Below are 24388 nucleotides of genomic sequence, written 5' to 3'. Positions count from 1 at the left end.
GGTAGATCGATGGACAGCACGATGCAGGACTTTCCGTTGACGATCGCCGCGATCATGCGGCACGGCTGCGGTGTCCACGGAGCGCGGACCGTCACCACCGCCTCCGACGCCGGGTATCGGCACATCAGCTACCGCGAGCTGGGTCAGCAGGCCGCCAGGCTGGCCAACGCGCTACGCCGGCTCGGCGTGACCGGAGACCAGCGGGTCGCGACGTTCATGTGGAACAACGCCGAACACCTCGCGACCTACCTCGCCGTGCCGTCGATGGGCGCCGTCCTGCACACCCTCAACATCCGGCTGTTCCCCGAGCAGATCGCGTATGTCGCCAACGAGGCCGAAGACCAGGTCGTGCTGGTCGACATGTCCCTGGCCAAACTACTGGGGCCGGTGCTGGGCGAACTGAAAACCGTTCACACGGTGATCGCGGTCGGCGAGGGCGACCCGGCGCCGCTCCAGGAAGCGGGCAAGAGCGTGCTGCGCTACGCCGAGGTGCTCGACGGCGAGCCGGCCGAATTCGACTGGCCGCGGATCGACGAGACTTCGGCCGCCGCGATGTGCTACACGAGCGGCACCACCGGCCACCCCAAAGGCGTTGTCTACAGCCATCGTTCGAGCTTCCTGCACACGATGGCGGCATGCACGACCAATGGAATAGGGGTCGGCTCCAGCGATCGCGTGCTGCCCATCGTCCCGATGTTTCATGCCAATGCGTGGGGGCTGCCCTACGCGGCGCTGATGGCGGGCGCCGACCTGGTGCTGCCCGATCGCCACCTCGATGCCCGGTCGCTGATCGGCATGGTCGAGGAGCTGCGGCCGACGGTGGCCGGCGCGGTGCCGACCATCTGGAACGACGTCCTGCATCACCTCGAGAAGGACCCCGCGCACGACATGTCGTCGCTGCGCCTGGTGGCCTGCGGCGGCTCGGCCGTCCCGCTGTCGCTGATGCGTGCCTTCGAAGACAAGCACGACGTCCAGATCCGGCAGCTGTGGGGGATGACCGAGACATCGCCGCTGGCCACGATGGCCTGGCCCCCGCTGGGCACCCCGGAGGACGAGCACTGGAAGTTGCGCGCCACCCAAGGGCAACCGGTGTGCGGTGTGGAGATGCGGATCGTCGACGACGAGGGGCAGGTGCTGCCCAACGACGGCGACGCGGTGGGGGAGGTAGAAGTCCGCGGCCCGTGGATCGCCGGCTCCTACTACCTGGGACGAGACGACTCCAAGTTCGACTCGGGCTGGTTGCGCACCGGCGATGTCGGCCGCATCGACGAGCAGGGCTTCGTGACCCTGACCGACCGGGCCAAAGACGTCATCAAGTCGGGCGGGGAATGGATCTCCTCCGTCGAGCTGGAGAACTGCCTGATCGGGCATCCCGATGTGTTGGAGGCGGCGGTGGTGGGTGTGCCGGACGAGCGCTGGCAGGAAAGGCCGCTGGCCGTCGTAGTCCTCAACGAAGGCGCATCGGTCGAAGCGGGCGATCTGCGAATGTTCCTCTCGGACAAGGTCGTTCGCTGGTGGCTGCCCGAGCGGTGGGCCTTCGCGGACGAGATACCCCGCACCAGCGTAGGCAAGTACGACAAGAAGACCATCCGGTCCCGCTACGCCGAGAACGCCTACCGGGTGATCGAGGCGCGCGACTGACCAGTGCCATGATCGCGAGCAGACACAGAATCGCGTAATTTCGCACCAAAGCGTGCGATTCTGCTGGGGGTACCTCCCGCTTGCGGGGGACTGCTCGCGAGGAAGGTGGGTGTCCATGGGACTGCGGGTCGTTCAATGGGCAACCGGGTCGGTCGGTGTGGCGGCGATCAAAGGTGTGCTAGATCATCCCGAGCTCGAACTCGTCGGCTGCTGGGTGCATTCCGAAGCCAAGGCGGGCAAGGACGTCGGCGAGATCATCGGCACGTCGCCGCTCGGAGTGACCGCGACCAACAACGTCGACGACGTGCTCGCGCTGGATGCCGACGCGGTAATCTACGCACCGCTGATGCCCAACGTCGACGAGGTCGCCGCGCTGCTGCGGTCGGGGAAAAACGTCGTCACCCCGCTCGGCTGGTTCTACCCGAGCGAAAAAGAGGGTGCGCCGTTGGAAATCGCCGCGCAGGCGGGCAACGCGACGCTGCATGGCGCCGGCATCGGGCCCGGGGCGGCCACCGAGCTGTTCCCCTTGCTGTTCACCGTGATGTCGACCGGAGTGACTTTCGTTCGCGCCGAGGAGTTTTCAGACCTGCGTACCTACGGCGCCCCGGATGTGCTGCGCTATGTGATGGGCTTCGGCGGGACGCCGGACAGCGCGTTGACCGGGCCGATGCAGAAGCTGCTTGACGGCGGTTTCCTCCAGGCGGTGCGGCTGTGCGTCGACCGGTTGGGCTTCGCCGCCGACCCCCAGATCCGCTCCTCGCAGGAGGTCACGGTCGCGAGCGCGCCGATCGATTCGCCCATCGGCGCGATCGAGCCGGGGCAGGTCGCCGGGCGTCGCTTCCACTGGGAAGCCGTCGTCGGCGACAAGGTGGTTGTCCAGATCACGGTGAACTGGCTGATGGGGGAGGAAAACCTCGACCCGCCTTGGTCTTTCGGGCCCGCGGGCGAGCGCTACGAGATCGAAGTGCACGGCAACCCAGACACCTTTGTGACGGTCAAGGGCTGGCAGCCGGAGAGCGTGGAGGCCGGGCTGAAAAGCAACCCGGGTATCGTCGCGACCGCGGCGCATTGCGTCAACGCCATCCCCGCGACATGCGCCGCACCGGCGGGCATCCAAAGCTTCTTCGATCTGCCGCTCTTCACCGGCCGGGCCGCCGCAGCCCTGCGGGCAGACAATTGAAAGGCGTTGCAACCATGGCACATTCGCTCGTCGTCGAAGAATCGCTAGTCATCCCCGTGCCCGCCGAGCAGGCGTTTCACAACACGCTGCCGGCCCCGCTCCCGGAGATCTTCAAGCGCTGGCACGGCCCCTTCCCGCCCGTCAAAGAGGTGCGCGAGCAGACGGGCGCGTGGGACGCCACCGGCCAGACCCGCACCGTTCTGCTCGCCGGCGGGGGCAGCACGCGCGAGGAACTGACCAGCATCGACGCGCCCCGCTCGTTCGGCTACCGGCTCACCGACGTCACCGGCCCGATGGCGCTCCTGGTCGACCACGTCGAAGGCGAATGGCTCTTCAACCCCGCCGCGGACGGAACCGAGGTGACCTGGCGCTGGACCATCCATTCCAAGTCGCCGCTGACCTCGTGGCTGCTCCCGCTGTTCGGCACGCTGTGGAAGGGCTACGCGCGCAAAGCGCTGCGGGATCTCTCGACGACGCTGACGGCCTGACGTCATGTGCCGGCTCTTCGGCCTGCACGCCGGAACGCGCGCGTGCACCGCGACGTTTTGGCTGCTGGACGCCCCCGACAGCCTGGCCGAGCAGAGCAGAACGAACCCCGACGGCACGGGCCTGGGCGTTTTCGACGAGCACGCCCGGCCCCGGTTGCACAAGCAGCCCATCGCGGCTTGGCGGGACACCGCCTTCGCCACCGAGGCACACCGGCTGACCGGGACGACGTTCATCGCGCACGTTCGCTACGCGACGACCGGTTCGCTCGACGTCCGCAACACCCACCCGTTCCTGCAGGACGGACGGATCTTCGCGCACAACGGCGTGCTCGAGGGCCTGCATGCCATCGATGAACGGCTGCGCGAGGTCGGCGCCGACGACCTGGTCCTGGGCGACACCGATTCCGAGCGGGTGTTCGCGTTGATCACCGCCTCGATCCGAGCGCACGGGGGCGACGTGACGGCGGGCGTGGTCGATGCGACGAAGTGGCTCGCGTCGAACGTGCCGATCTACGCGCTCAACGTGCTGTTGAGCACGGCGACGGACATGTGGGCGCTGCGCTACCCGGAGACCCATGAGCTGTACATCCTGGAACGGCCCGACGAATCCCCAACCGCGCCGCCCGAATTCGACTTACGCACCAAGCGAATTCACGCGCGCTCGGAACACCTGTGCACACGGGCGTCGGTGGTGTTCGCCTCCGAACCGATGGACGAGGACCCGCGCTGGCGTCTGTTGGATGCGGGAGAGCTGGTCCACGTCGACGCCGCGTTGCGGGTGGAACGCAGCGTGGTGCTGCCCGACCCGCCCACGCGTCCGCTCCGGCGGGAGGATCTGAGCGGGCCGGTCCAGGACGCGCAGCACGCCCTCCCGAGCACTCGGCGGCTCGCCTGAGGCCGGGTCACGCAAACTCAAAAGGTACCTATCGGTCGCGATCTGCCCAGCATTGGGAGCGGGGGCTACACTAGCTTCTACGCCATTCCAAGGATAGTTGGAGAATGCCTTGCCGGACCCCCGGAAACTCGGTCGATGCGCGAGTTCCTCAGCAGGCGAGCTGTGCGCATTGCAGCGCCGACAATGGCAAGACACTTATCGTGCACACCCCGACATGTACGGGTCTGCGCCGTCAGCCCCGGCGGTGTACGCAGCGAACCTGTTTAAGGCCGCTGGCGTCAAGCGGCTGCTGGAGTTGGCTGCCGGTCACGGCCGCGATGCCATGTATTTCGCCAGAGAGGGCTTCACGGTGACGGCTATTGACTTCAGTGATGTTGCGATCGAACGAATCCGCGGAGTAGCCCAAGCCCAAGGCGTAGGCGCGCAATTGTCGACCGTTGTGCACGACATGCGCGAGCCCCTGCCCTTGGAAAACCGCGCCGTCGATGCGGTGTTCGCACACATGGCGTTGTGTATGGCCCTGTCGACGACCGAGATACACGCCGTCGTCAGCGAGGTCCGGCGCGTGCTGCGGCCAGGCGGGATACTCGTTTACACTGTGCGCCACACCGGCGACGCCCACTGCGGTGCTGGAAAAGCACACGGAGACAACACCTTCGAGCATGGTGGCTTCGTTGTGCACTTCTTCAACCGGCAGCTGGTCGAGGCTTTGGCCGAGGGCTGGACGCTTGACGAGGTGTATGCCTTCGAAGAAGGAGACCTGCCTCGTCGGCTATGGCGAGTCACGATGATACGTGTTTGAGACGTCGTGGCATCGTCGTTCGGTGATCCCTAGCCGCGGTCGCCAAGAATGACGTGTCAGCCTGCCTGCCCCGTGGGTTCCTCTACGGGCAGTCCAGCGAGGCGCCATTCGAGCATGCCTTCGTCGAGGCGTTTCACCCCGCGCCCAGCGCTTTTCACAATGCGGGTGGCCTCGGGTGCCATGACGCAGTACGCGCCGCGGCAGTAGGCGACGATCTCCTGACCGGCCGGCAGTTCGGATAGTCGGTCTACCAGCTCAGCGAGGGGCATGCTGATCGCGCCGGGAATGTGCCCGGCTAAGTACTCCTCATGCGGTCGCACGTCGATCAGCGTGACCTCGCCGGCGTCGAGGCGGCGTATCAGTTCCTGCCGCGTGATGGCGTCTTCGGGTGAACCAAGCACCGCAGCGGCCGCGACGGCCACATCGGCCAGGTGCGCCTCAGCGACTGTCTGCACCAGTGAAAACAGCCGGCCCACGTCCTCTCCGGCGAGCCGGTAGTACTGACGGGTGCCATCGCGACGGGTTTCGACCAGACCGCCGGCCTTGAGCGATTGCAGGTTCGCCGAGGCGGTGGTCAGGTTCATCCCCGTCGCAGTGGCGATCGCGTCGACGGAGCGCTCGCCCTGAGCGAGGAGGTCGAGGATCTGCAGTCGGCGCCCGTTGCCCAGCGCCTTACCGACCCGCGCGATCTCGTCCAAAAGTGCCGCTTTGGAACCAGACGGCTTTCCCATCTTGCTTCTCCAATAATCTTTGGAATATCGTATAGATCTTAGCACGCGACGACGGTCCCACCAGATCATCGACGTCTGACCAACTCCGTCGGGAGGTGAGCGTCCATGAACAAGACCGTTGTCGTCCTGGGGGCCGGCGTCGGAGGCCTGACCGCGGCCGCAGAGCTGCGCAAGGTATTGCCCACCCAAGATCGGATCGTGCTGGTCGACCGGAGCTTTACCGGCGGCTTGGGGTTGTCGCTGCTGTGGGTGATGCGCGGCTGGCGGACGGCAGAGCAAGTGCGCGTAAAACCCACGGCGGCAGCGCTTCCCGGTGTGCAGATGGTGACCGCGGATGTCGATCGCATCGACGACGTCGAGCAGGCGGTGCACTGCCGCGGTTCGAGCCCGGTCCGCTACGACGCTTTGGTGATCGCCCTTGGCGCCGCCCTCGACGCTTCAGCCCTGCCAGGTTTATCGGAGGCGTTCGAATCTGGTATCGCGGACCAGTTCTACACACTCGATGGCGCCGTGGATCTGCACCGCACGATTGGGACGCTGGAGTCGGGACGGTTAATCGTGCTGGTCGTCCGTGCGCCGTTCAAATGCCCGGCCGCACCATTCGAGGCGGCGTTCCTGATGGCCGACCTATTAGGCGCTAGGTATGCCAGCGGCGCAGTGCGAGTCGACACGTTCAGCCCGGATGCGCTCCCGATGCCGGTCGCCGGCCCGGAAGTTGGTGAAGCCCTAGTCGCCATCATGGAAGCGAAAGGCATTGGTTTCCATGGTGGTAAGTCCGCGACATGCATCCATCCGGATACCCACGTCGTGGAATTCGCGGACGGAACTACTGAATCGTTCGATCACCTAGCGGTGGTTCCGCCACACCAGTCACCAGCAACAGCGGTGATGTCGACCGAACTCCACCCTGGCGGCTGGATCCCGGTCGATCCGCAAACTCTCGCCACAAGCATGCCGAATGTCTGGGCGATCGGCGATGTCACCGCACTTGAGCTGCCCAACGGCAAACCGCTACCGAAGGCAGCGATCTTCGCCCGAGCCGAAGCCGAGATCGTCGCGCACCAGGTGGCCCGCCATCTAGGCCGCGACGCGCCCGACACCCGGTTCACCGGCGAGGGCGCCTGTTATGTCGAGATCGGCGGGGGTCTGGCCGCTAAGGCTGAGGGTAATTTCCTGACGCTGCCCGCGCCTCAGATCGCATTGCGTGACCCGTCGCGGGCGTATCACGCGGAAAAGGAGCAGGAGGAGCGAGATTGGCTGGTGCGCTGGAACATTCGCTAAGCAATCCGGAGACGCCGGCGCGACAGCGGCACGCCCAGAAACCGTAGGAAACGGAAAACGGAGGACACAATGAAGCGCTCACTCACCATGGCTTACGGTGCCACGTGCTATCTCGTCTTTTTGGCGGCGTTCCTATACTCCATCGGCTTCGTGGGCAACCTTGTTGTGCCGCGCAGCATCGACAATGGTGTCGCGGCGTCGATTGGGGAGGCGGTCGTCGTCAACGTGGTGTTGCTCGCGTTATTTGCCGTGCAGCACAGCGTGATGGCACGACCGACGTTCAAGCGTTGGTGGACGCGGTTGATACCCGAGATTATCGAGCGCAGCACCTACGTGCTGTTGTCGAGTTTGGTTCTGTTCCTGTTGTTCTGGCAGTGGCGGACGATGCCGGCGGTCATCTGGGACATCGCATGGCTACCGGGCCGGATCGGGCTGCAGGTCCTGTTCTGGCTCGGCTGGGCCACGGTTCTGGCTTCGACATTCATGATCAATCACTTTGATCTGTTCGGCCTTCGTCAGGTCTATCTGGCGTGGCGTGCAGAACCCTACAGCGAGACGGGCTTTCGTTCGCCACTGCTGTATCGGGTCGTCCGGCACCCTCTCATGCTCGGTTTCATTGTCGCGTTTTGGGCCGCCCCGACGATGACGGCAGGGCATCTGCTTTTCGCGTTGGCGACCACCGGGTACATCCTGATAGCGCTGCAGATTGAGGAGCACGACCTCACAGCGGCGCTCGGCGACGAGTATCGCGAATATCGCCGCCGCGTGCCGATGCTCATTCCGGGACTTCAGCGGCCCCGTCACCGTACCGACGCTGAAGCCACTACAAATCCGGCTTGACAATTAATCGGCAGCATCTCGTGATCATTGACCGTCTGTGGGGGGTGCGTGAAAATGCGGGTATGGGCGAGGTTCGAGTCAAGAACCTGATGAGTCCGGACGAGACACTCGAGTTCAAAGGGATCAAGGTCCAGCAGGTCGACGTGGGTGACCTGACTGTGGGGCGGATTGTGACACAGCCAGGATGGCGGTGGTCTACGCACGTGCGTCCACAGGTCGGCGGGGATTGGTGCGAGGCGCGTCACGTGGGGGTCGTGGTGTCGGGCCGGTTCGAAGTCGTGATGCGCGACGGGACCACGCTCCAGTTCGGGCCGGACGACGTATTTGAGATTCCGCCCGGTCATGACGGATACACCCTTGGGAGCGAGCCGTGCGTCCAGATCGAGTGGTCGGGGTTGCGGGCCTTCGCAGGATTCCGGCTCTTCGGCGCTCAGAACCGGGCGCTGGTCACCCTGTTATTCACCGATCTCGTTGACTCCACGGTGATGGCGAATCGGCTGGGCGATCACGCATGGCGAGACGTGCTCTCCGCACACTACGAGGCGACGCGGGCGGCGTTGGAACGCCACCACGGCCACGAGATCAACACCACCGGAGACGGATTGCTTGCGACCTTCGATGGGCCGGCCGCCGCCCTACGCTGCGCCGCGGCGATCGGCCGGGCCGCCGGTCGGGAAGGCCTGCAGGTCCGGGCTAGCGTACACGTCGGAGAAGTAGAAGTAGTGGGGAGCGACGTGCGCGGCGTCGCGGTGCATGAAGCGGCACGGATCCTCAGCGCCGCGGCTGCCAACGAGATCCTGGTGTCAACCACGACGCGAACTCTGGCGAGCAACGCGGGTTTTGTGTTTCAGCCCCGCGGTACGCACACGCTCAAGGGCCTGCCGGGCGAATGGGATCTATTCGCATGCTTCGAGGACGAGAAGCCCACACCGGACTGAACTACTAGGACACCTTTTGAAGGTGCTAGAGGTATGAGCGCAACCCCAGGAGCGCTTACTTTTGCGCCGGCGTGTTGCTATGAGTAGCAGTTTGTGTCCGCCCGGCGCATGACGCACGCAACGCAGGCGTTGGGTCACGCAAATTCGGACGGTACATATCGGTCGCGATGTGCCAGCATTAACTCGTGGGCGCACGCCAACTCGCACGTCTGCTGGTTGCCGCGGTGGTGACAACCTGGGCGACGCTGCTGACCCCGCCGATCCTCATGGCCTCCGCGTCCGCCGCGCCCTGCCCCGACGTCGAGGTGACGTTTGCCCGCGCCACCACCGAAGCGCCCGGCGTCGGCGGGGTCGGACAGGCATTCATCGACTCGCTGCGCTCGCAGGTCGGGGGTCGATCCCTCGCGGTGTATCCCGTCAACTACCCCGCCACCGAAGATTTCGGCCCTTCCGCATCCGCCGGTGCCCGCGATGCGAGCGCTCATGTCGAATCCATGGCCGCGACCTGTCCCAACACCAAGCTGGTGCTCGGTGGATATTCCCAAGGCGCGATGGTGATCGATCTGATCACCATCGCCCAAATAGAGGTTGCGGGTTTGGTCCCCTCGTCGCTGCCGCAGGACGTGGCTGATCACGTTGCTGCGCTCGCCCTCTTCGGGAATCCATCGGACAGATATCTGGGAGCGCCGGTGAGCACGGTCAGCCCGTGGTACGGGGCTAAGGCCATCGATTTGTGTGCGCCCGGCGATCCGATCTGCACTCCAGGCGGGGCCCTGGCACCGCCGACGCATGACGAAATGTTCTCCGCGGCGCACCTCTCCTACAAGCAGTCCGGGATGCCCAGCCAGGCGGCGACTTTCGTGGCCAGCCACCTCTGACGCGGGTCTCCCCGGCGGCTCGCCCGGCGCCGGCTGGCAGAGTGTGTCGACGTGGCAACCAAACGTGCGCTCGTGTTGGCCGGCGGGGGGATAGCGGGAATCGCCTGGGAGACAGGTGTTCTGCGGGGTATCGCCGATGAGTCGCCGGAAGCGGGGCGGCTCCTGCTGGAGTCCGACGTGCTGGTGGGGACCTCGGCCGGTGCGGCGGTCGCCGCCCAAATCAGCAGCGGGAGCACGCTTGAGGCGCTGTTCGACCGGCAGGTCGCCGAGGCATCCGCCGAGATCGATTCCGGCGTCGACGTCGACGACATCACCGAGATCTTCCTGGCCGCGCTGGCCGAACCGTACGACCCGACGGCGGATAAGACCCGCCAGCAGTTGCGGCGGATCGGAGCCGTGGCGCTGGCGACCAACACCGTTGCCGAGCCGGTCCGTCGTCAGGTGATCGCGCACCGCTTGCCGTCCCACGACTGGCCCGACCGGGAGTTGCGGTTGACCGCGATCGACACCGAGACAGGGGAATTGGTCGTTTTCGACAATCGGTCGGGTGTCGAGCTCGTCGACGCGGTGGCGGCCAGTTGCGCGGTGCCCGGAGCGTGGCCGCCGGTGACGATCGCGGGCCGGCGCTACATGGACGGCGGGGTCGGCAGCTTGGTTAACCTCGGCATCGCCGGCGACTGCGACGAGGCGGTGGTGCTGGTGCCCTCGGGCGTCGATACCCCGTCGCCGTTCGGCCCGGGCCCGGCGGCCGAGATCGCGGCCTTCGCCGGCGCCGCGTTCTCCGTATTCGCCGACGCAAACTCGTTGGCGGCCTTCGGGCCGAACGCGCTGGATCCCCGCTGCCGCGTCCCCTCGGCAACCGCCGGACGAGAGCAAGGGCGGCGCGAGGCTCGCGCGGTCGCGAAATTCCTGGGAGCTTAAGGGCTTGAGCGCGCTCAGCCCTCGATCGCGGGTGGGACGGGTTCGTCCTGCTCGCGCTCGAAGGCGTCCAGCGCCTGCATGGCCAGCTCGCGGCCCGCGGCGATCACCTCCACCGCCCGATGGAATTCCAGGCTTCGGCACGTCGTGCGTGGCACCTCGATCAGCAGGTCGGCGGGGTAGGCGGCCAGCGTGTGGCGGGCCAGTGCGGATTGGGCGATGTCGATCGTCCGATTCATCACCTCGAAGCTGCCCAGCTTCGGCACTTCGGGAGTCTCCAGGGCGGCGAGGGCGTCGAGTTCGGTTGCGGTCGGTTCGATCTCGGCATCGGCGGACCAGGCATCCGGGTCCGCGGCCGCGCCGCCGAATCGGCTCAACATCGCCCGCGCCGCGGGCCGGTCCAGCAGCGAGCGCGCCGCAGTGGTGTCGAGCAGCGCGGAGGTGCTGCGCACCATGCGATTAAGCCACTCGACGGTGGCGCCGGGCTCCTCGTCGCGGCTGACGATGGTCTCGCTGCCGTTGAGACTCACCGCGATGGTCAGATCGGCGTTGACCGCGGCGATCGGGGCCATCGGCAGCGGGTCCAGGATGCCGCCGTCGGCGAGCAGGCGCCCGTCGATCGCGTGCGGGGCGATGACCCCGGGAATCGCGATCGACGCCCGGATGGCCTCGTCGAGCGGGCCGCGCTGGAACCACACCGACTTGCCGGCGAGCAGGTCGGTCGCCACGGCGGTGTAGGGGATGGGCAGTTCTTCGATGGTGATCGGGCCGAGGATGTCGCGCACGGTGTCCAGGATCTTCTCGGCCCGCATCACGCCGGCAGCGCTGATGGAGAAGTCCAGCAGCCGCAGGATCGTGCGCTGGGTTAGCGACTTCGCCCAGTCGGCGAATTCGTCGAGGCGCCCCGCGGCCTGCAGACCGCCGACCATCGCGCCCATCGACGAGCCGGCGATGCCCACGATGTCGTAGCCGCGCTCGGCCAGCACCTCGATGACCCCGATGTGGGCGTAGCCGCGGGCGCCGCCGCTGCCGAGCGCCAACGCCACCCGTGTCGGTGCTGATCGTTCGCCAGGCACCCCCTCATTTTGCGCGGCGGAATCGGCCCCGAGCGGGCCGGGTGGGCAGTTTTTTCACCCGTGATCCGAATTGCGGCGCGGCCGACCGCGGCTACCCGCATTCGTCGTTGGCGGCCGCACGCGCCGCAGTGATCAGGGCCGCCTGCCGCGCCAGGGTCAGCTCCGCCCACCGGATGTTCCAGCTGCCCGCGGTGCCCGACTGCGAGGCCTGAACCATCGCCAGATACGGCTCGAACAGCGACTGACCGGTCTTGGGCTGACCGTCCATCCACACTTTCGCGGCATGACAGGCCTGGTAGTACTCCTCCTCGGTCGAATCCGCGGGGACGTCGACCCTGGTCGTGACGCCCGTGGGGGACAGACCCACGGCGCCCGGCGGTGCACTGGCCGGGCCGGCGGGAATGCCCGACGGCCGCGCCGACGACGAGGTGGGCGCGCCGGTGTGGGCACCGCGCGAGCACCCGGTGACCGTCACCAAACCGGCCGCCAGGACGACCGCGACCCATCCCAGGAGCCAACGACTGCGCCTACGCACGATGTCAATCTATGCAACACTGGCGGCCGTGATGGAGCGCTTCGGATTTTGCGAGTGTTGTCGGCCCTAACTTGCCGCCGCTCGTCCCGATCCGTCCTCCCTGGAGCACTCCCCAATGTCTTTGCCCTCGTCCATCGAGTTGCGCCCCTACACCGTCGCATCGCCCTCCGCCGGCCCCACCCGGCTGCGGGTCCCCGACCTGTTGCACGCCACCGACCAGGCCGCCGACGACGTGCTCAGCGGGCGCTGCGACCACCTGCTGCCCGAGGGTGGCATACCGCACGCCGAGCGCTGGTTCGCCCGCATCCACGGCGACGACGAGCTGGACGTCTGGCTGATCAGTTGGGTCCCCGGTCGGGCCACCGAACTGCACGACCACGGCGGTTCCCTCGGCGCGCTGACCGTGCTGTCCGGTTCGCTCAACGAATTCCGTTGGGACGGACGCGGTCTGCGGCGCCGCCGGCTCGACGCGGGCGACCAGGCCGGGTTCCCGCTGGGTTGGGTGCACGACGTGGTGTGGGCACCCAGGGCCGTGACCGGAACCGCCGCGGCGAGCACGATCAAGGGTCCGGTCGAGCCGACCCTGAGCGTGCACGCCTATTCGCCGCCGCTGACCGCGATGTCGTACTACGAAGTCACCGATGCCAACAGGTTGCGCCGCCGGCGCACCGAATTGACCGACCAACCTGAGGGGCCGCAGTGAGCCGCATCGACGTGGTGTTGAGATCCGCCCGGCGCAGGTACCGCCGCCTGCCCGCCGTCGAGGTGCCCGACGCGGTGCGACGCGGTGCGGTGCTGGTCGACATCCGGCCGCAGGCACAGCGATTCCGAGAAGGTGAGATACCGGGCGCGCTGGTGATCGAGCGCAACGTCCTGGAATGGCGCTGTGACCCGACCAGCGACGCCCGGCTGCCGGAGGCCGTCGGCGACGACGTCGAATGGGTGATCGTGTGTTCGGAGGGCTACACGTCCAGCCTGGCCGCCGCGGCGCTGCTCGATATCGGCCTGCTCCGCGCCACCGACGTCATCGGCGGCTACCACGCCCTGTCGGGTGCCGGTGTGCTGGAACGGCTGGGCGGCGGCACCGTCGACCCACGCCCCGGGGGGCTGGCGGACGCCGGCACGACCGGTCGCCGCTGGCTCTAGTCACTCGTTGGCGTGCAGCAGCGGACGCAGCCTTTCCGTCTTGTCCGGCGTCCACCCTGGCGGTGATAGCACCGCGGCCCAGCCGTCGGCCACATTGGCCACGTAGCGGTGGCCATGCCCGTCGGGCACGTCCACGGCGACCGCCATATCCGCCGAGACTTGCAGGAACGTCACGACCGGAATCCAATGTGTCTGCGGCAGCACGTCGTATCCCCGCCTTTCGCGCAGCCAATCCGGTTCACTGAACAGCAGATCCGGCGTCCACCACGCGATCGGGTCCGACGCGTGCTGCAAATACACCACGCGGGGGTGGCCCCACGCCGAATCCGGGCGCGCCAAATTGCTTGGGCGAGCCACGAACCGGACGTTCTTGCCGTCGTTGTAGATCGGTAGCCACTCCGGAGACCCTGCGTCGCGCGTCGACGTCAGGTCCGTCCAGATCGTGTTGTTGAAGGTCGGTCCGCTGAACAGCGCGCCGTCGGTGCGGGCCAGCACGTTGTTGAGGCTCATGAACGGTGCCTCGCCGCCGAAGGATCCGAGGCTCTCACCGAACACGACGAGCTTGGGCCGCTGCCCTTCGGGCATTTGGCGGATCAGCCTGTCGACCGCCTCGAACAGTGCCTGGCCGGCATGCCGCGCGTTCTCCTTGTCCACCAGGAACGACAGCCAGCTCGGCAAGAATGAATACTGCACACTCACGATCGCGGTGTTTCCGTTGTACATGTATTCCAGCGCCGAGGCCTCGGCCTCGTTGATCCAGCCCGTCCCGGTGGTTGTCGCGACGGCCACGACCTGGCGTTGGAGGCCTCCTTCGCGTTGCAGCTCGCGCGCCGCCAGTTCCGCGGTCGCCGTGATGCCGTCCGCGGAGTTCAATCCCGCATAGGCGCGGATCGGTTCGACGGCCGGGGCCCCGTTGAAAGCGGTCAGCTCGCCGATAGTCGGGCCGCCGCTGACGAAGATGCGGCCCTGGTGGCCCAGCGACTCCCACGACACCAGCGACTGCGGACCGCCGGAGCGCAGCGGGGATTTCGGCGGCGCGGTGTCCGGGCTCATCTCGTTGTTCGCCGTGGCGAACGTGTTGTTCATGGTGCGCATCGCGAACTTGAGCACGACGCCGTTGAGCAAGGTGACCGTCAGGAACACCAGCACCACCACGACGATCGTCACCGACAGCCGGAAGGGGGCGATCCGGTCGACTTCGCCCACCAAAAATCTGACCAGCCAGCGAATGAACTGCCCGATTTCGACGACGGTGAACAGCACCACCACCGACAGCCCCACAGCGATCGGGTAGTCGTACCACTCCAGGTGCGGCACGCCCATCAAATCGCGCACGTCGTCCTGCCAGACGTGAAACCAGATCGCCATCAGCACCTGGCCCACCACGGCGATCGGGATCAGCACCTTCCACGCCCAGCGCGGCGGGGGCGGGCTGGACTTCGATTCACGCATGTAGCGAACCAGCCACACCGAAAAGACGCCCAGCCCATAGCCGATGGCGCCGGAGATCCCGCTGACCAGCCCCTGGAACAACGGGCCGCGGGGCAGCAGCGACGGCGTCATGGAGAACCAGATGAAGATGAGGCCGACCGCGGTCCCGGTGAACGTGTAATGCCTTACCCACCAAGGCTTTCGGATAGCCTCAAGCGCTTCCGCGGTGCCGTGCGCGCTGGCCGGCGCCTCGGCGTCGGGGCTGGCGACAGATTCGTCGTCAGCTTCGGTGCTGGTGACAGAGCCCGTTTCGCTCATGGAGCGTCCTACCGATGGTTGAAGTTGGGGGTGCGCTTCTCGATGAATGCCGCCATCCCCTCGGACTGGTCGTGCGTCGCGAAGGTCGAATGGAAGAGCCGGCGTTCGTAGAGAAGTCCTTCGGACAGCGTCGATTCGAAGGCCCGGTTGACGGCTTCCTTGGCCATCCGGGCGGCCGAGCGCGACATCTGCGAAATGGTGGCGGCGACGGCCTTGGCCTCGGTCAGCAAGTCATCGGCGGGCACCACCCGCGAAACCAGGCCGCTGCGTTCGGCTTCGGCGGCGTCGATGGTGCGCCCGGTCAGGATCAGGTCCATGGCCTTGGCCTTGCCGATGGCCCGGGTGAGACGCTGCGAGCCGCCCATGCCGGGCAGCACGCCGAGTTTGATCTCCGGCTGACCGAATTTCGCGGTGTCGGCCGCGATCAGCAGGTCACACATCATGGCGAGCTCGCATCCTCCGCCGAGTGCGTGGCCGGCGACCGCGGCGATCGTCGGGGTGCGGACCGCGGCCAATTTGCCCCAGGCCGCGAAGAAGTCGGCCTCGAACGCGTCGGAAAACGTCAACTCGGCCATTTCTTTGATGTCGGCGCCTGCGGCGAACGCCTTGGCCGACCCGGTGATGATGATCGCCCCGATACCGGGATCGTTGTCCAATTCTGTTGCCGCACTGGTGACTTCATGCATCACCTGGCTGTTGAGCGCGTTGAGGGCCTTGGGCCGGTTCAGCGTGATGATCCCAACCCGCTGGTCGCGCTCGACCAGGATGGTTTCGTAGGTTGTAGAGGTCACCTCTGTCATCCAAACCGCCTTTCTAGAAACTCAAGTCGTCGTCGACGGGCGCGAAGTACGCGTCGACGTCGGCCGCGCTGACCGCGTCCAGCGTCGCCGGCGACCATTTCGGATTGCGATCCTTGTCGATGATCTGTGCGCGGATGCCTTCGACCAGGTCGTGCGAGCGCGCCGAGGCGGACGACACCCGATAGTCTTGGATCAGAACGTCTTCCAGCGTGTCGAGTTTCGCGGCCCGGCGCACCGCCTCCAACGCCACCGACACCGCGATGGGGGAGCGGGTGGCGATCAGGTTGGCGGCGTCGTCGGCAGCTGCGGCGCCGTGGCCGCGCAGCGCCGCGACGATGTCTTCGACGGTTTCGCCAGCGAAGCAGTCGTCGATCCAATCACGTTGTGCGGCAAGCTCGCTCGGTGGGGGTTCGACGGCATAGCGGGCCAGCGCGCTCTCGATGCCGTCGGAAACTATCGCCGCGGTGAACGCGTCGAGATCGCCGTGCGGCACGTAGTGGTCGGCGAATCCCATCGCGATGGCGTCGGCCCCGGAAAACGGCGCGCCGGTGAGCGCGGCGTGCAGCCCCAGCGCGCCCGGTGCCCGGGACAGCAGAAACGCGCCGCCGACGTCGGGGATGAAGCCGATGCCGACCTCCGGCATCGCCACCTTTGACGTTTCGGTCACCACCCGAACGCTGCCGTGCGCGCTGACGCCGACGCCGCCGCCCATCACGATGCCGTCCATCAACGACACATACGGCTTGGGGAAACGCCCGATCTGGCCGTTGAGCAGATACTCGTCGCGCCAGAACTTCCGCACCTCGACGCCGTCCTTGCGGGCGCTGTGGTAGACCGCCACAACGTCGCCGCCGGCGCACAATCCGCGGTCCCCGGCGCCGGACAGGACCACCGCACGCACCGCGTCGTCGGCTTCCCAGCGGGTGAGGATGGCGCGCAGGGCGTCCACCATCGGTTGGTTCAGCGAGTTGATCGCCTTGGGGCGGTTGAGCGTGATGAGGCCGACGTCGCCGTCGATCCGGGTAAGGACTTCGTCGGATTCCTCCGTCAACGCGCCACCTTCCCATCGCCGCGGGGTCTCGACCAGCAATCTAGATCGTCACTACCGCCCCGGTACCCGCGGGTAAGGTTTATGTTTAACCGGACGAGAAGGTCCGGGCCCGGGATTATCGGCAAAACCCCAGCTCCGCTGGGAACCCGGGCGGGTCACTAATCGTTGAGCAGGTGTTCGCACAGCTCCAAGCCACAGTCTTCAGAGAGGATCCGACAGTGCGGGAGACAAGTAACCCGGTATTTCGCTCGCTGCCTAAGCAGCGCGGCGGGTACGCGCAATTCGGCACTGGCGCGGCCCAGGTGCAGCAGGGGTACTACCAAGGTGACCCCTACACGGCGGCCCCCTACCAGGAGGCCAAGGTATCCCGTCCGGTCACGATCGACGACGTCGTCACCAAGACGGGCATCACGCTGGGCGTGCTGACGGTCGCGGCGATCGTCTCCTACTTCCTGGTGGCGTCCAATCTCGCGCTGGCGATGCCGCTCACCCTGATCGGCGCGCTCGGCGGCTTGGGGCTGGTGCTGGTCGCGACGTTCGGCCGCAAGCAGGACAGCCCCGCGATCGTGCTCAGCTACGCCGTCCTGGAGGGCCTGTTCCTCGGCGCGGTCTCGTTCGTCTTCGCGAACTTCACGGTGTCGTCGGCCAACGCCGGCGCCCTGATCGGGGAGGCCGTCCTCGGTACCTTCGGTGTGTTCTTCGGGATGCTCGTCGTCTACAAGACCGGCGCCATCCGCGTCACCCCCAAGTTCACCCGCATGCTGGTCGCCGCGATGTTCGGCGTGCTGGCCCTGATGCTCGGCAATTTCGTGCTGGCAATGTTCCACGTCGGCGGCGGCACGGGCCTGGGTCTGCGCAGCGGCGGAACGATCGCGATCATCTTCTCGCTGGTGTGCATCGGTATCGCGGCGTTCAGCTTCCTTATCGACTTCGACGCGGCCGACCAGATGATCCGCGCCGGGGCGCCGGAGAAGGCGGCTTGGGGCATCGCCCTGGGCCTGACCGTGACGCTGGTCTGGCTGTACCTCGAGATCCTGCGCCTGCTCAGTTATCTGCAGAACGATTAGCGCTTGACGCAAAAACCGGCACGCCGATTGGCGTGCCGGTTTTTTGTGCACCCGCGCGTGATGTCACATCCACGACCGCTCGATGCGTCTGCTGGTTGTCAGCACCCCTTCGCTCGCGAAAGGCAGCATCATGAAGCACATCGTGATCATCGGCGCCGGCTACGCCGGCATGGCGGCCACCGCCCGCTTGGCGCGTCGGGTCAAGGGCCGCGACGACGTGCGCGTCACCCTGGTCAACCCGCAGGCTCGGTTCACCGAGCGGCTGCGCCTGCACCAGGCGGCTTCGGGCCAGCGGCTGGCCGAGCTTCAGATCCCGGACATGCTCGCCGGCACCGGCGTCGAGTTCGTCCAGGGCTGGGTCACCGGCCTGGACGCCGACGCGCGGACCGTCCGTCTCGACGACGAGCGCGTGATCGGCTACGACACCCTGGTGTATGCGCTTGGCAGCGTCGCCGACACCGCGGCAGTGCCCGGCGTCGACGAATTCGCCTACACCCTCAACAGCGCCCACGATGCTGGGTTGCTGGCCCAGCAGCTGGATCGGCTCGGCGCCGGGACGGTCGTGGTCGCCGGCGGCGGCCTGACCGGAATCGAATCGGCCGCCGAGATCGCCGAGCGGCACCCGGAACTCGACGTCGTCCTGCTGAGCCGGCAGACACCCGGATCGATGATGGGCCCCAAGGCGCGTGCCCGCCTGCATGACGGGTTGGCCCGGTTGGGCGTGCGGATGCGTTCCGGCGTCGACATCGTCAAGGTGATGCCCGACGGGGTCGCCCTCGCCGACGGCCAGGTCGTGCCGGCCGGTGCAGTGCTGTGGGCCGCGGGCGCGCGGGTGTCGCCGCTGGCGGCGGCCGCGGGCCTGCGCGTCGACGAGCGGGGCCGAATCATCACCGATGCGGCGCTGCGCTCGGTGTCGCACCAGGATGTGTACGTCGTTGGCGATGCCGCCGCGGTTCGGCAAGGATATGGCCTCGTGCACGGCACCTGCCAGAGCGGCATCCCGACCGGGGTGCACGCCGCGGCCAACATCGTCCGAGAGCTGAAGGGCAAGCAGCCCAAGCGGTTCCGCTTCGGCTATGTCCACCAGCCGGTGAGCCTGGGGCGGCACGACGCCGTCATCCAGTTCACCCATCCCGACGACAGCCCGTCGCGTTTCTATCTGGCCGGTCGGTGGGCGGTCGCCTACAAGGAGACGGTGAGCGCCAGTCCGTGGACGACCTACCGATTGCTCAAGCTGCTGCCCACGCTGGGCGCCGTGACATGGCGGCGCGGTGGGGGCTTCACCCGATGAGCGCCGACGAGCACACGTTCGTCGAACATCGGAAACTGTTGTTCGCCATCGCCTATCGGATCATGGGCTCGGCGGCAGACGCCGAGGACGTGGTTCAGGATGCCTGGCTGAAGTGGTCGGCGGCCGATCGGGGTCAGGTCGCCGACCCCAAGGCCTATCTGTCCCGCATCGTGTCGAATCTGTCGATGGAACGACTGCGCTCGACCCGGCGCCAGCGGGAGACCTACGTGGGTCCGTGGCTTCCGGAGCCGATCCTCACGACCGAAGACACGGCCGAGGACGTCGCGGCCGCCGAATCGGTGTCGATGGCGATGCTGGTCGTGCTCGAGACGCTGAGCCCCCTGGAGCGCGCGGTGTTCGTCCTCAAGGAGGTGTTCGACTTCAGCTACGCCGAAATCGCTTCGGCCGTCGAGCGTTCCGAGGCCGCGGTGCGCCAGGCGGGCCACCGCGCCCGCAATCACGTGCAGGCGCGCCGGCCGAGGTTCGAGGCCGACCGCGGCAAGAAGCGCGCGGTCACCGAACGCTTCTTCGCCGCGGCGACCGGCGGGGACATCAACGATCTGATGCAACTGCTCGCCCCCGATGTCACGCTGTGGACGGATGGCGGCGGAAAAGTGCGCCAGGCGCTGCGCCCGGTCGAGGGCATGGCCAAGGTCGCCGCATGGCTCGCCGGCGTCACCAAGCGTCCCTACGAAGGCGTCGAGATCGCCGATATGACAGCCGAAGTCGTCGATATCAACGGCGGGCCGGGCATCGTTTTCTCTGCCTCGGGCCGCGTGATCGCCACGCTCACAGTCGAACTCGATGCGGACGGGCGCATCGTCACCATCCACAACGTGGCCAACCCGGACAAGCTGCGCGCCGTTGCGGATGGCGTCCGGCGCGGCTGACGACTGTGCACTCACGGCGCCCCGGGCGCACACTCGGCGCCCAGGACGCACACTCGACGAGCAGGGCTAGCTGAGCCGCTCGATCACCATCGCCATGCCCTGGCCGCCGCCGACACACATGGTCTCCAAGCCCAACGTCTTGTCGTGCGTCTGCAGGTTGTTCAGCAGCGTGGTGGCGATGCGCGCGCCGGTCATGCCGAACGGGTGGCCCAGTGCAATCGCCCCGCCCGACACGTTCAGCTTGTCCTCGTCCATGCCCAGCTCGCGCGCCGAGCCCAGCACCTGGACCGCGAACGCCTCGTTGATCTCGTACAGGTCGATGTCGCTGATCGACATGCCCGCCCGCTCCAGCGCCTTCTTGGACGCCTCGATCGGGCCCAGCCCCATGATCTCGGGCGACAGGCCGCTGACGCCGGTCGACACGATGCGGGCCAGCGGGGTCAGGCCCAGTTCCTTGGCCTTCGTGTCGCTGGTGATCACCAATGCGGCGGCGCCGTCGTTGAGCGGACACGCGTTGCCCGCGGTCACGGTGCCGTTGGGACGAAACACCGGCTTGAGCTCGCTGACCTTCTCGTAGGTGGTGCCCGGGCGCGGGCCGTCGTCGGTGCTGACCGTGCTGCCGTCGGGCAGGGTCACCGGGGTGATCTCGCGTTCGAAGAATCCGCTCTTGATGGCCTCCTCGGCCCGGTTCTGGCTGCGCACGCCCCAGTGGTCCTGGTCCTCGCGGCTGATGCCGGTCAAGATGGCGACGTTTTCAGCGGTCTGGCCCATCGCGATGTAGACGTCGGGCAGGTTGTCGTCGGCGCGGGGGTCGTGCCATTCGTCCGCGCCGCCGGCCGCGGCGGCGGTCCGCTCCTGGGCCTCGTCGAACAGCGGATTCTTGGTGTCCGGCCACGAGTCGGAGTTGCCCTTTCCGAACCGGGACACGGTCTCCACTCCCGCGGAGATGAATGCGTCACCCTCGCCCGCCTTGATCGCGTGGAAAGCCATCCGCGTCGTCTGCAGCGACGACGAGCAATACCGGTTCACCGTGGTGCCCGGCAGGAAGTCGTAGCCGAGTTCGACGGCGACCACGCGCGCCATGTTGAAGCCGGACTCGCCGCCGGGCAGGCCGCAACCCAGGATGAGGTCGTCGATCTGGTGCGGGTTGAGCGCGGGCACCTTGTCGAGCGCGGCGCGCACCATCTGCGTCGCCAGGTCGTCGGGCCGCATGGACACAAGCGACCCCTTCATGGCGCGGCCGATCGGCGAGCGGACAGCGGAGACTATGACGGCTTCAGGCATGGCGGTTCTCTCCCATGGGACGCGGGCTAGCTAGGAACGGGTGGTACGTCCACCTCGACGGGTAGCACAAATCTAGTCGGTGCCGACCGGCCGCTATGACGACGGGGCGGGCGAACCCGGCAGCGGCCGCTGCCAGAGCCGCGGCATGACGCTGCGTCGGGTGTGCGCGGCGTCGAGCACCTGCGCCGGCGGGGGCGCCGGTGCCTCCTCCGCCGGGCCGTCGACCTGCTCGGTCAACTCATCGCAGAGCGTCGCCAACAGCGCCCTGGCCGCCAGCGCGTACGCGGCCGGCGAGGGATGGAAGCCGTCGGCGGAGAACATCACCTCGGGCGTGGCCCGGAACTGGGGCGCCAGCAGGTGCGCCAACGGCACCGGCACCCCGCCGGCCGCCCGGACCGACGCGGCCTGGGCGCGGGCGAGCTGCGAAGTGCGCGCGTGCGCAAGGGAGCGAAGCGGTTGGGGGATGGCGCTGATCAGGCCCAGGTCCGGGCAGGTGCCCACGACGACGATCGCGCCGCGGGTGCGCAACTTGCGCACCGCCGTGCCCAGCCGTTGCGCGGACTGGCTGATCCCGTTGAGCGCGGTGACGTCGTTGGCGCCGATCATCATCACGGCCGCGTCCGGTGGCGCTCCGGCCACGAACATCGCATCGACTTGGCCGCAAACGCCTTTCGAGGTGGCGCCCACGATCGCCTTGGTGCTCAACCTGATGCGCTTGCCGGTCTGCTCGGCGAGTCCGCGTGCGATCAGCACGCCGGGCACCTCTTCGGCGTTCATGCAGCCATATCCGGTGGCCGTCGAGTCCCCGAAGATCATCAGGTGCAGATCCGCCGGTACGCCGCGCTGCCACCGCTCGACGGGTCCGCCGCCCGGGCTGTACACGCCATCGGCGCGGGGCGGGACGTCCCACGCCTTCGGGATGACGGTGCGCGCGTGCGACGCCTGGCCGACGAGCAGGTTGCGAGCGCCCAGGTAGGCCGTGCCTGTCGAGGCGAGTGCACCCGCTGTGGCCAGGGCGATCGTCGAACGACGCGGCACCCGGATGGTCACGCAATCAGTTTAGATCGGCTCGAGTGTTTGCGCTGGCGGCTTAAAAACAATGTGATCACGTTGTGAATCACATGTGGTATCAAATCAGACTCTTCAAATGTTGTACCCGTCGAAGCCTGTCAAGCTAAGTCCAGCGAGTTGGCTGAACGACTCGGCGAACAGAAGATGAACCGGACGCTTAGCCGCCTCGTCACATGCTGTATCGGACTACAACGGCGTAGGAAGTGTTGAGCATGACCGCACCCAGCAAGGTCTCCGGTTCCGCCCCGAGAGCCATTTGCACACACGATGTCCTCAGGGCACGTAGAGTTGAATCACGCAAATTCGCGATCAGCGATGGCGCGCCAGTCGAGGTCCTCGAATCGGGGCCGAGCGTTGCTGCGCGGCTTGCCAATCTCGCATCACGGCTGACGATCCGGCCGATCCTGGCCGCCGGGAGCCACGCACCCAACGCACCCTGGCCCTGGGGCCTCATCGACCTGCTATCCCGAGTCGTGCTGCCCGTGACCGCCACGGTCCGACAGGACGTGAAGTTGCCAAACGCGTCGGCACAGTTGGTGCGTGCCCCCGGGGTGCTACCCGCGGACGGCACCCGCCGGATGGTTCTCTACTTCCATGGCGGAGCATTCCTGACGTGTGGAGCAAACTCACACGGGCGCCTCGTCGAAGCGCTCTCCAAGTTTGCTGACTCACCCGTCCTGGTGGTCAACTACCGGCTCCTGCCCAAGCATTCGGTGGGGATGGCGCTCGCCGATTGCCACGACGCCTACCAATGGGTGCGCCGGCGCGGCTACGACGCCGACCGCATTGTGCTGGCCGGCGACTCGGCCGGCGGGTATCTCGCGCTCGCCCTCGCGCAACGTCTGCAGGAGGAGGGCGAAGAGCCGGCGGCGCTGGTCGCGATCTCGCCACTGCTGCAGCTAGCAAAGGAATGCAAGCAGGCCCATCCCAACATCAAGACCGACGCGATGTTCCCCGCCACCGCGTTCGACGCGCTCGTCGCTTTGGTTGCTAGCGCCGCCGAAAAGAACATCGTCGACGGCAAACCCGAAGAGATTTACGAGCCGCTGGAGCACATCAAACCGGGACTGCCGCGGACGCTGATCCACGTCTCGGGATCCGAGGTGCTGCTGCACGACGCCCAGTTGGCCGCGAGCCGGCTGGCCGCGGTCGGCGTGCCCGCCGAAGTCCGGGTGTGGCCGGGCCAGATTCACGACTTCCAGCTCGCCGCGCCGATGGTGCCCGAGGCAATCCGTTCGCTGCGCCAAATCGGCGAGTACATCCGCGAAGCCACCGATTAGCGCCCCCCTCCGCCGACCGCGGCGCGGGTATGCGCGGCCCGAAACGGCCTGAGACGATGAACGCATGCGAATCGCGCAGCACATCAGCGAACTCATCGGTGGCACCCCACTGGTTCGCCTGAACTCCGTCATCCCCCCCGGCGCCGGCACCGTCGTGGCAAAGGTCGAATACCTCAACCCCGGGGCCAGCTCCAAGGACCGGATCGCGGTGAAGATGATCGACGCCGCGGAGGCCGCTGGGCTGCTGAAGCCGGGCGGCACCATCGTCGAACCGACCTCGGGCAATACCGGTGTCGGTCTTGCCCTGGTCGCCCAACCCCGCGGCTACAAGTGCGTGTTCGTCTGCCCGGACAAGGTCAGCGAGGACAAGCGCAACGTGTTGCTGGCCTACGGCGCCGAGGTGGTGGTGTGCCCGACGGCGGTGCCGCCCGACCACCCCGACAGCTACTACAGCGTTTCCGACCGGCTGGTCCGGGAGATCGACGGCGCGTGGAAGCCCGACCAGTACGCCAATCCCGAGGGCCCGGCCAGCCACTACGAGACCACCGGCCCGGAG

Annotated in this window: 25 protein-coding genes; 17 read left to right on the top strand and 8 right to left on the bottom strand. The window is 67.1% G+C overall.

Annotated elements, in window-relative coordinates:
- Nucleotides 1–9: 9 nt before the first annotated feature.
- The 5 genes from A5745_RS05435 (at nucleotide 10) to A5745_RS05415 (ending at nucleotide 5006) form a co-directional block, all read left to right on the top strand.
- Nucleotides 10–1641 (top strand): long-chain fatty acid--CoA ligase, encoded by a 1632-nt coding sequence (locus A5745_RS05435; protein WP_076115387.1) that lies wholly within the window; start codon nucleotides 10–12, stop codon nucleotides 1639–1641.
- 109 nt (nucleotides 1642–1750) lie between these two features.
- Nucleotides 1751–2821: a dihydrodipicolinate reductase gene (locus A5745_RS05430; protein WP_139329459.1), complete on the top strand. Its 1071-nt coding sequence runs from the start codon at nucleotides 1751–1753 to the stop codon at nucleotides 2819–2821.
- A gap of 14 nt (nucleotides 2822–2835) precedes the next feature.
- Complete coding sequence (locus tag A5745_RS05425; protein WP_076115385.1) at nucleotides 2836–3309, top strand: SRPBCC family protein; 474 nt, start codon at nucleotides 2836–2838, stop codon at nucleotides 3307–3309.
- A gap of 4 nt (nucleotides 3310–3313) precedes the next feature.
- Entirely contained in the window at nucleotides 3314–4204 is an 891-nt protein-coding gene (locus tag A5745_RS05420; protein WP_076061794.1) for a class II glutamine amidotransferase, read from the top strand.
- Nucleotides 4205–4418: 214 nt separating this feature from the next.
- Complete coding sequence (locus tag A5745_RS05415; RefSeq protein WP_083662739.1) at nucleotides 4419–5006, top strand: class I SAM-dependent methyltransferase; 588 nt, start codon at nucleotides 4419–4421, stop codon at nucleotides 5004–5006.
- Nucleotides 5007–5062: 56 nt separating this feature from the next.
- On the opposite strand, the gene A5745_RS05410 is transcribed toward A5745_RS05415, so the two are convergent.
- On the bottom strand, nucleotides 5063–5737 hold the full coding sequence (locus A5745_RS05410) for a metalloregulator ArsR/SmtB family transcription factor (RefSeq protein WP_076061796.1): 675 nt from the start codon (nucleotides 5735–5737) through the stop codon (nucleotides 5063–5065).
- A 105-nt stretch (nucleotides 5738–5842) separates the two neighbouring features.
- Here A5745_RS05410 and A5745_RS05405 point away from each other — a divergent pair, with 105 nt between their 5' ends.
- The 5 genes from A5745_RS05405 (at nucleotide 5843) to A5745_RS05385 (ending at nucleotide 10595) form a co-directional block, all read left to right on the top strand.
- Nucleotides 5843–7018 (top strand): NAD(P)/FAD-dependent oxidoreductase, encoded by a 1176-nt coding sequence (locus A5745_RS05405; protein ID WP_076115384.1) that lies wholly within the window; start codon nucleotides 5843–5845, stop codon nucleotides 7016–7018.
- Between the two features lie 69 nt (nucleotides 7019–7087).
- On the top strand, nucleotides 7088–7858 hold the full coding sequence (gene mddA, locus A5745_RS05400; RefSeq protein WP_076115383.1) for a methanethiol S-methyltransferase: 771 nt from the start codon (nucleotides 7088–7090) through the stop codon (nucleotides 7856–7858).
- Nucleotides 7859–7920: 62 nt separating this feature from the next.
- Nucleotides 7921–8796: an adenylate/guanylate cyclase domain-containing protein gene (locus A5745_RS05395; protein WP_076061802.1), complete on the top strand. Its 876-nt coding sequence runs from the start codon at nucleotides 7921–7923 to the stop codon at nucleotides 8794–8796.
- A 185-nt stretch (nucleotides 8797–8981) separates the two neighbouring features.
- Nucleotides 8982–9674, top strand: a complete 693-nt coding sequence (locus A5745_RS05390) for a cutinase family protein (RefSeq protein ID WP_205866307.1) — start codon at nucleotides 8982–8984, stop codon at nucleotides 9672–9674.
- 51 nt (nucleotides 9675–9725) lie between these two features.
- On the top strand, nucleotides 9726–10595 hold the full coding sequence (locus A5745_RS05385; protein WP_076115382.1) for a patatin-like phospholipase family protein: 870 nt from the start codon (nucleotides 9726–9728) through the stop codon (nucleotides 10593–10595).
- A 14-nt stretch (nucleotides 10596–10609) separates the two neighbouring features.
- Here A5745_RS05385 and A5745_RS05380 read toward each other — a convergent pair whose 3' ends face one another.
- Both A5745_RS05380 and A5745_RS05375 read right to left on the bottom strand, forming a co-directional pair.
- A complete protein-coding gene (locus A5745_RS05380; protein ID WP_139329458.1) occupies nucleotides 10610–11668 on the bottom strand; it encodes a patatin-like phospholipase family protein in 1059 nt (352 codons plus the stop codon).
- A 91-nt stretch (nucleotides 11669–11759) separates the two neighbouring features.
- Entirely contained in the window at nucleotides 11760–12203 is a 444-nt protein-coding gene (locus A5745_RS05375; RefSeq protein WP_217695268.1) for a lipoprotein LpqV, read from the bottom strand.
- Nucleotides 12204–12318: 115 nt separating this feature from the next.
- Between A5745_RS05375 and A5745_RS05370 the strand changes: the two genes are divergently transcribed.
- Nucleotides 12319–12906, top strand: coding sequence for a cysteine dioxygenase (locus A5745_RS05370; RefSeq protein ID WP_076115380.1), 588 nt, complete (start codon nucleotides 12319–12321; stop codon nucleotides 12904–12906).
- On the top strand, nucleotides 12903–13349 hold the full coding sequence (locus A5745_RS05365; RefSeq protein WP_076115379.1) for a rhodanese-like domain-containing protein: 447 nt from the start codon (nucleotides 12903–12905) through the stop codon (nucleotides 13347–13349). The genes A5745_RS05370 and A5745_RS05365 overlap by 4 nt, the downstream gene beginning before the upstream one ends.
- On the opposite strand, the gene A5745_RS05360 is transcribed toward A5745_RS05365, so the two are convergent.
- From A5745_RS05360 to A5745_RS05350, 3 genes are read right to left on the bottom strand one after another with little or no spacing between them, the layout of a single operon-like run.
- The gene (locus A5745_RS05360) at nucleotides 13350–15098 is read right to left on the bottom strand and encodes an alpha/beta-hydrolase family protein (RefSeq protein ID WP_076115378.1); all 1749 of its coding nucleotides are present in this window, start codon (nucleotides 15096–15098) and stop codon (nucleotides 13350–13352) included.
- A gap of 8 nt (nucleotides 15099–15106) precedes the next feature.
- Nucleotides 15107–15898, bottom strand: coding sequence for an enoyl-CoA hydratase (locus A5745_RS05355; protein ID WP_076061814.1), 792 nt, complete (start codon nucleotides 15896–15898; stop codon nucleotides 15107–15109).
- 13 nt (nucleotides 15899–15911) lie between these two features.
- Nucleotides 15912–16949 carry an enoyl-CoA hydratase/isomerase family protein gene (locus A5745_RS05350; RefSeq protein WP_076115396.1) on the bottom strand — a complete coding sequence of 346 codons (1038 nt, stop codon included), beginning with the start codon at nucleotides 16947–16949 and terminating at the stop codon, nucleotides 15912–15914.
- Between the two features lie 218 nt (nucleotides 16950–17167).
- Here A5745_RS05350 and A5745_RS05345 point away from each other — a divergent pair, with 218 nt between their 5' ends.
- From A5745_RS05345 to A5745_RS05335, 3 genes are all read left to right on the top strand, one after another.
- A complete protein-coding gene (locus tag A5745_RS05345) occupies nucleotides 17168–18016 on the top strand; it encodes a Bax inhibitor-1/YccA family protein (protein ID WP_076061815.1) in 849 nt (282 codons plus the stop codon).
- A gap of 130 nt (nucleotides 18017–18146) precedes the next feature.
- Entirely contained in the window at nucleotides 18147–19307 is a 1161-nt protein-coding gene (locus A5745_RS05340) for an NAD(P)/FAD-dependent oxidoreductase (RefSeq protein ID WP_083662743.1), read from the top strand.
- Nucleotides 19304–20197, top strand: a complete 894-nt coding sequence (locus A5745_RS05335; RefSeq protein ID WP_139329457.1) for an RNA polymerase sigma-70 factor — start codon at nucleotides 19304–19306, stop codon at nucleotides 20195–20197. Before A5745_RS05340 ends, A5745_RS05335 begins: the two co-directional genes overlap by 4 nt.
- 66 nt (nucleotides 20198–20263) lie before the next feature.
- Here A5745_RS05335 and A5745_RS05330 read toward each other — a convergent pair whose 3' ends face one another.
- On the bottom strand, nucleotides 20264–21481 hold the full coding sequence (locus A5745_RS05330) for an acetyl-CoA C-acetyltransferase (protein ID WP_076115375.1): 1218 nt from the start codon (nucleotides 21479–21481) through the stop codon (nucleotides 20264–20266).
- Between the two features lie 93 nt (nucleotides 21482–21574).
- Nucleotides 21575–22519, bottom strand: a complete 945-nt coding sequence (locus A5745_RS05325) for an SGNH/GDSL hydrolase family protein (RefSeq protein ID WP_139329460.1) — start codon at nucleotides 22517–22519, stop codon at nucleotides 21575–21577.
- A 245-nt stretch (nucleotides 22520–22764) separates the two neighbouring features.
- Here A5745_RS05325 and A5745_RS05320 point away from each other — a divergent pair, with 245 nt between their 5' ends.
- Both A5745_RS05320 and A5745_RS05315 read left to right on the top strand, forming a co-directional pair.
- Nucleotides 22765–23832, top strand: coding sequence for an alpha/beta hydrolase (locus A5745_RS05320; protein WP_076061825.1), 1068 nt, complete (start codon nucleotides 22765–22767; stop codon nucleotides 23830–23832).
- A gap of 64 nt (nucleotides 23833–23896) precedes the next feature.
- Nucleotides 23897–24388: pyridoxal-phosphate dependent enzyme (locus A5745_RS05315; protein ID WP_139329456.1), on the top strand; the 492-nt coding region annotated here is incomplete at its 3' end.

The sequence above is a fragment of the Mycobacterium sp. IS-2888 genome, from assembly GCF_001954215.1.
In the GTDB taxonomy this organism is placed as follows: domain Bacteria; phylum Actinomycetota; class Actinomycetes; order Mycobacteriales; family Mycobacteriaceae; genus Mycobacterium.
The sequence above is the reverse complement of the archived record's forward strand: the minus strand, read 5'-3'. Positions and strand labels throughout refer to the sequence as shown.

Excerpts from the sequence above, each read along its gene's own strand:
- A5745_RS05435 (WP_076115387.1), top strand. The coding sequence starts at position 10 with ATGGACAGCACGATGCAGGACTTTCCGTTGACGATCGCCGCGATCATG.
- A5745_RS05425 (WP_076115385.1), top strand. The coding sequence starts at position 2,836 with ATGGCACATTCGCTCGTCGTCGAAGAATCGCTAGTCATCCCCGTGCCC.
- A5745_RS05420 (WP_076061794.1), top strand. The coding sequence starts at position 3,314 with ATGTGCCGGCTCTTCGGCCTGCACGCCGGAACGCGCGCGTGCACCGCG.
- A5745_RS05415 (WP_083662739.1), top strand. The coding sequence starts at position 4,419 with ATGTACGGGTCTGCGCCGTCAGCCCCGGCGGTGTACGCAGCGAACCTG.
- A5745_RS05410 (WP_076061796.1), bottom strand. The coding sequence starts at position 5,737 with ATGGGAAAGCCGTCTGGTTCCAAAGCGGCACTTTTGGACGAGATCGCG.
- A5745_RS05405 (WP_076115384.1), top strand. The coding sequence starts at position 5,843 with ATGAACAAGACCGTTGTCGTCCTGGGGGCCGGCGTCGGAGGCCTGACC.
- mddA (WP_076115383.1), top strand. The coding sequence starts at position 7,088 with ATGAAGCGCTCACTCACCATGGCTTACGGTGCCACGTGCTATCTCGTC.
- A5745_RS05395 (WP_076061802.1), top strand. The coding sequence starts at position 7,921 with ATGGGCGAGGTTCGAGTCAAGAACCTGATGAGTCCGGACGAGACACTC.
- A5745_RS05370 (WP_076115380.1), top strand. The coding sequence starts at position 12,319 with ATGTCTTTGCCCTCGTCCATCGAGTTGCGCCCCTACACCGTCGCATCG.
- A5745_RS05360 (WP_076115378.1), bottom strand. The coding sequence starts at position 15,098 with ATGAGCGAAACGGGCTCTGTCACCAGCACCGAAGCTGACGACGAATCT.
- A5745_RS05355 (WP_076061814.1), bottom strand. The coding sequence starts at position 15,898 with ATGACAGAGGTGACCTCTACAACCTACGAAACCATCCTGGTCGAGCGC.
- A5745_RS05340 (WP_083662743.1), top strand. The coding sequence starts at position 18,147 with ATGAAGCACATCGTGATCATCGGCGCCGGCTACGCCGGCATGGCGGCC.
- A5745_RS05335 (WP_139329457.1), top strand. The coding sequence starts at position 19,304 with ATGAGCGCCGACGAGCACACGTTCGTCGAACATCGGAAACTGTTGTTC.
- A5745_RS05330 (WP_076115375.1), bottom strand. The coding sequence starts at position 21,481 with ATGCCTGAAGCCGTCATAGTCTCCGCTGTCCGCTCGCCGATCGGCCGC.
- A5745_RS05320 (WP_076061825.1), top strand. The coding sequence starts at position 22,765 with ATGACCGCACCCAGCAAGGTCTCCGGTTCCGCCCCGAGAGCCATTTGC.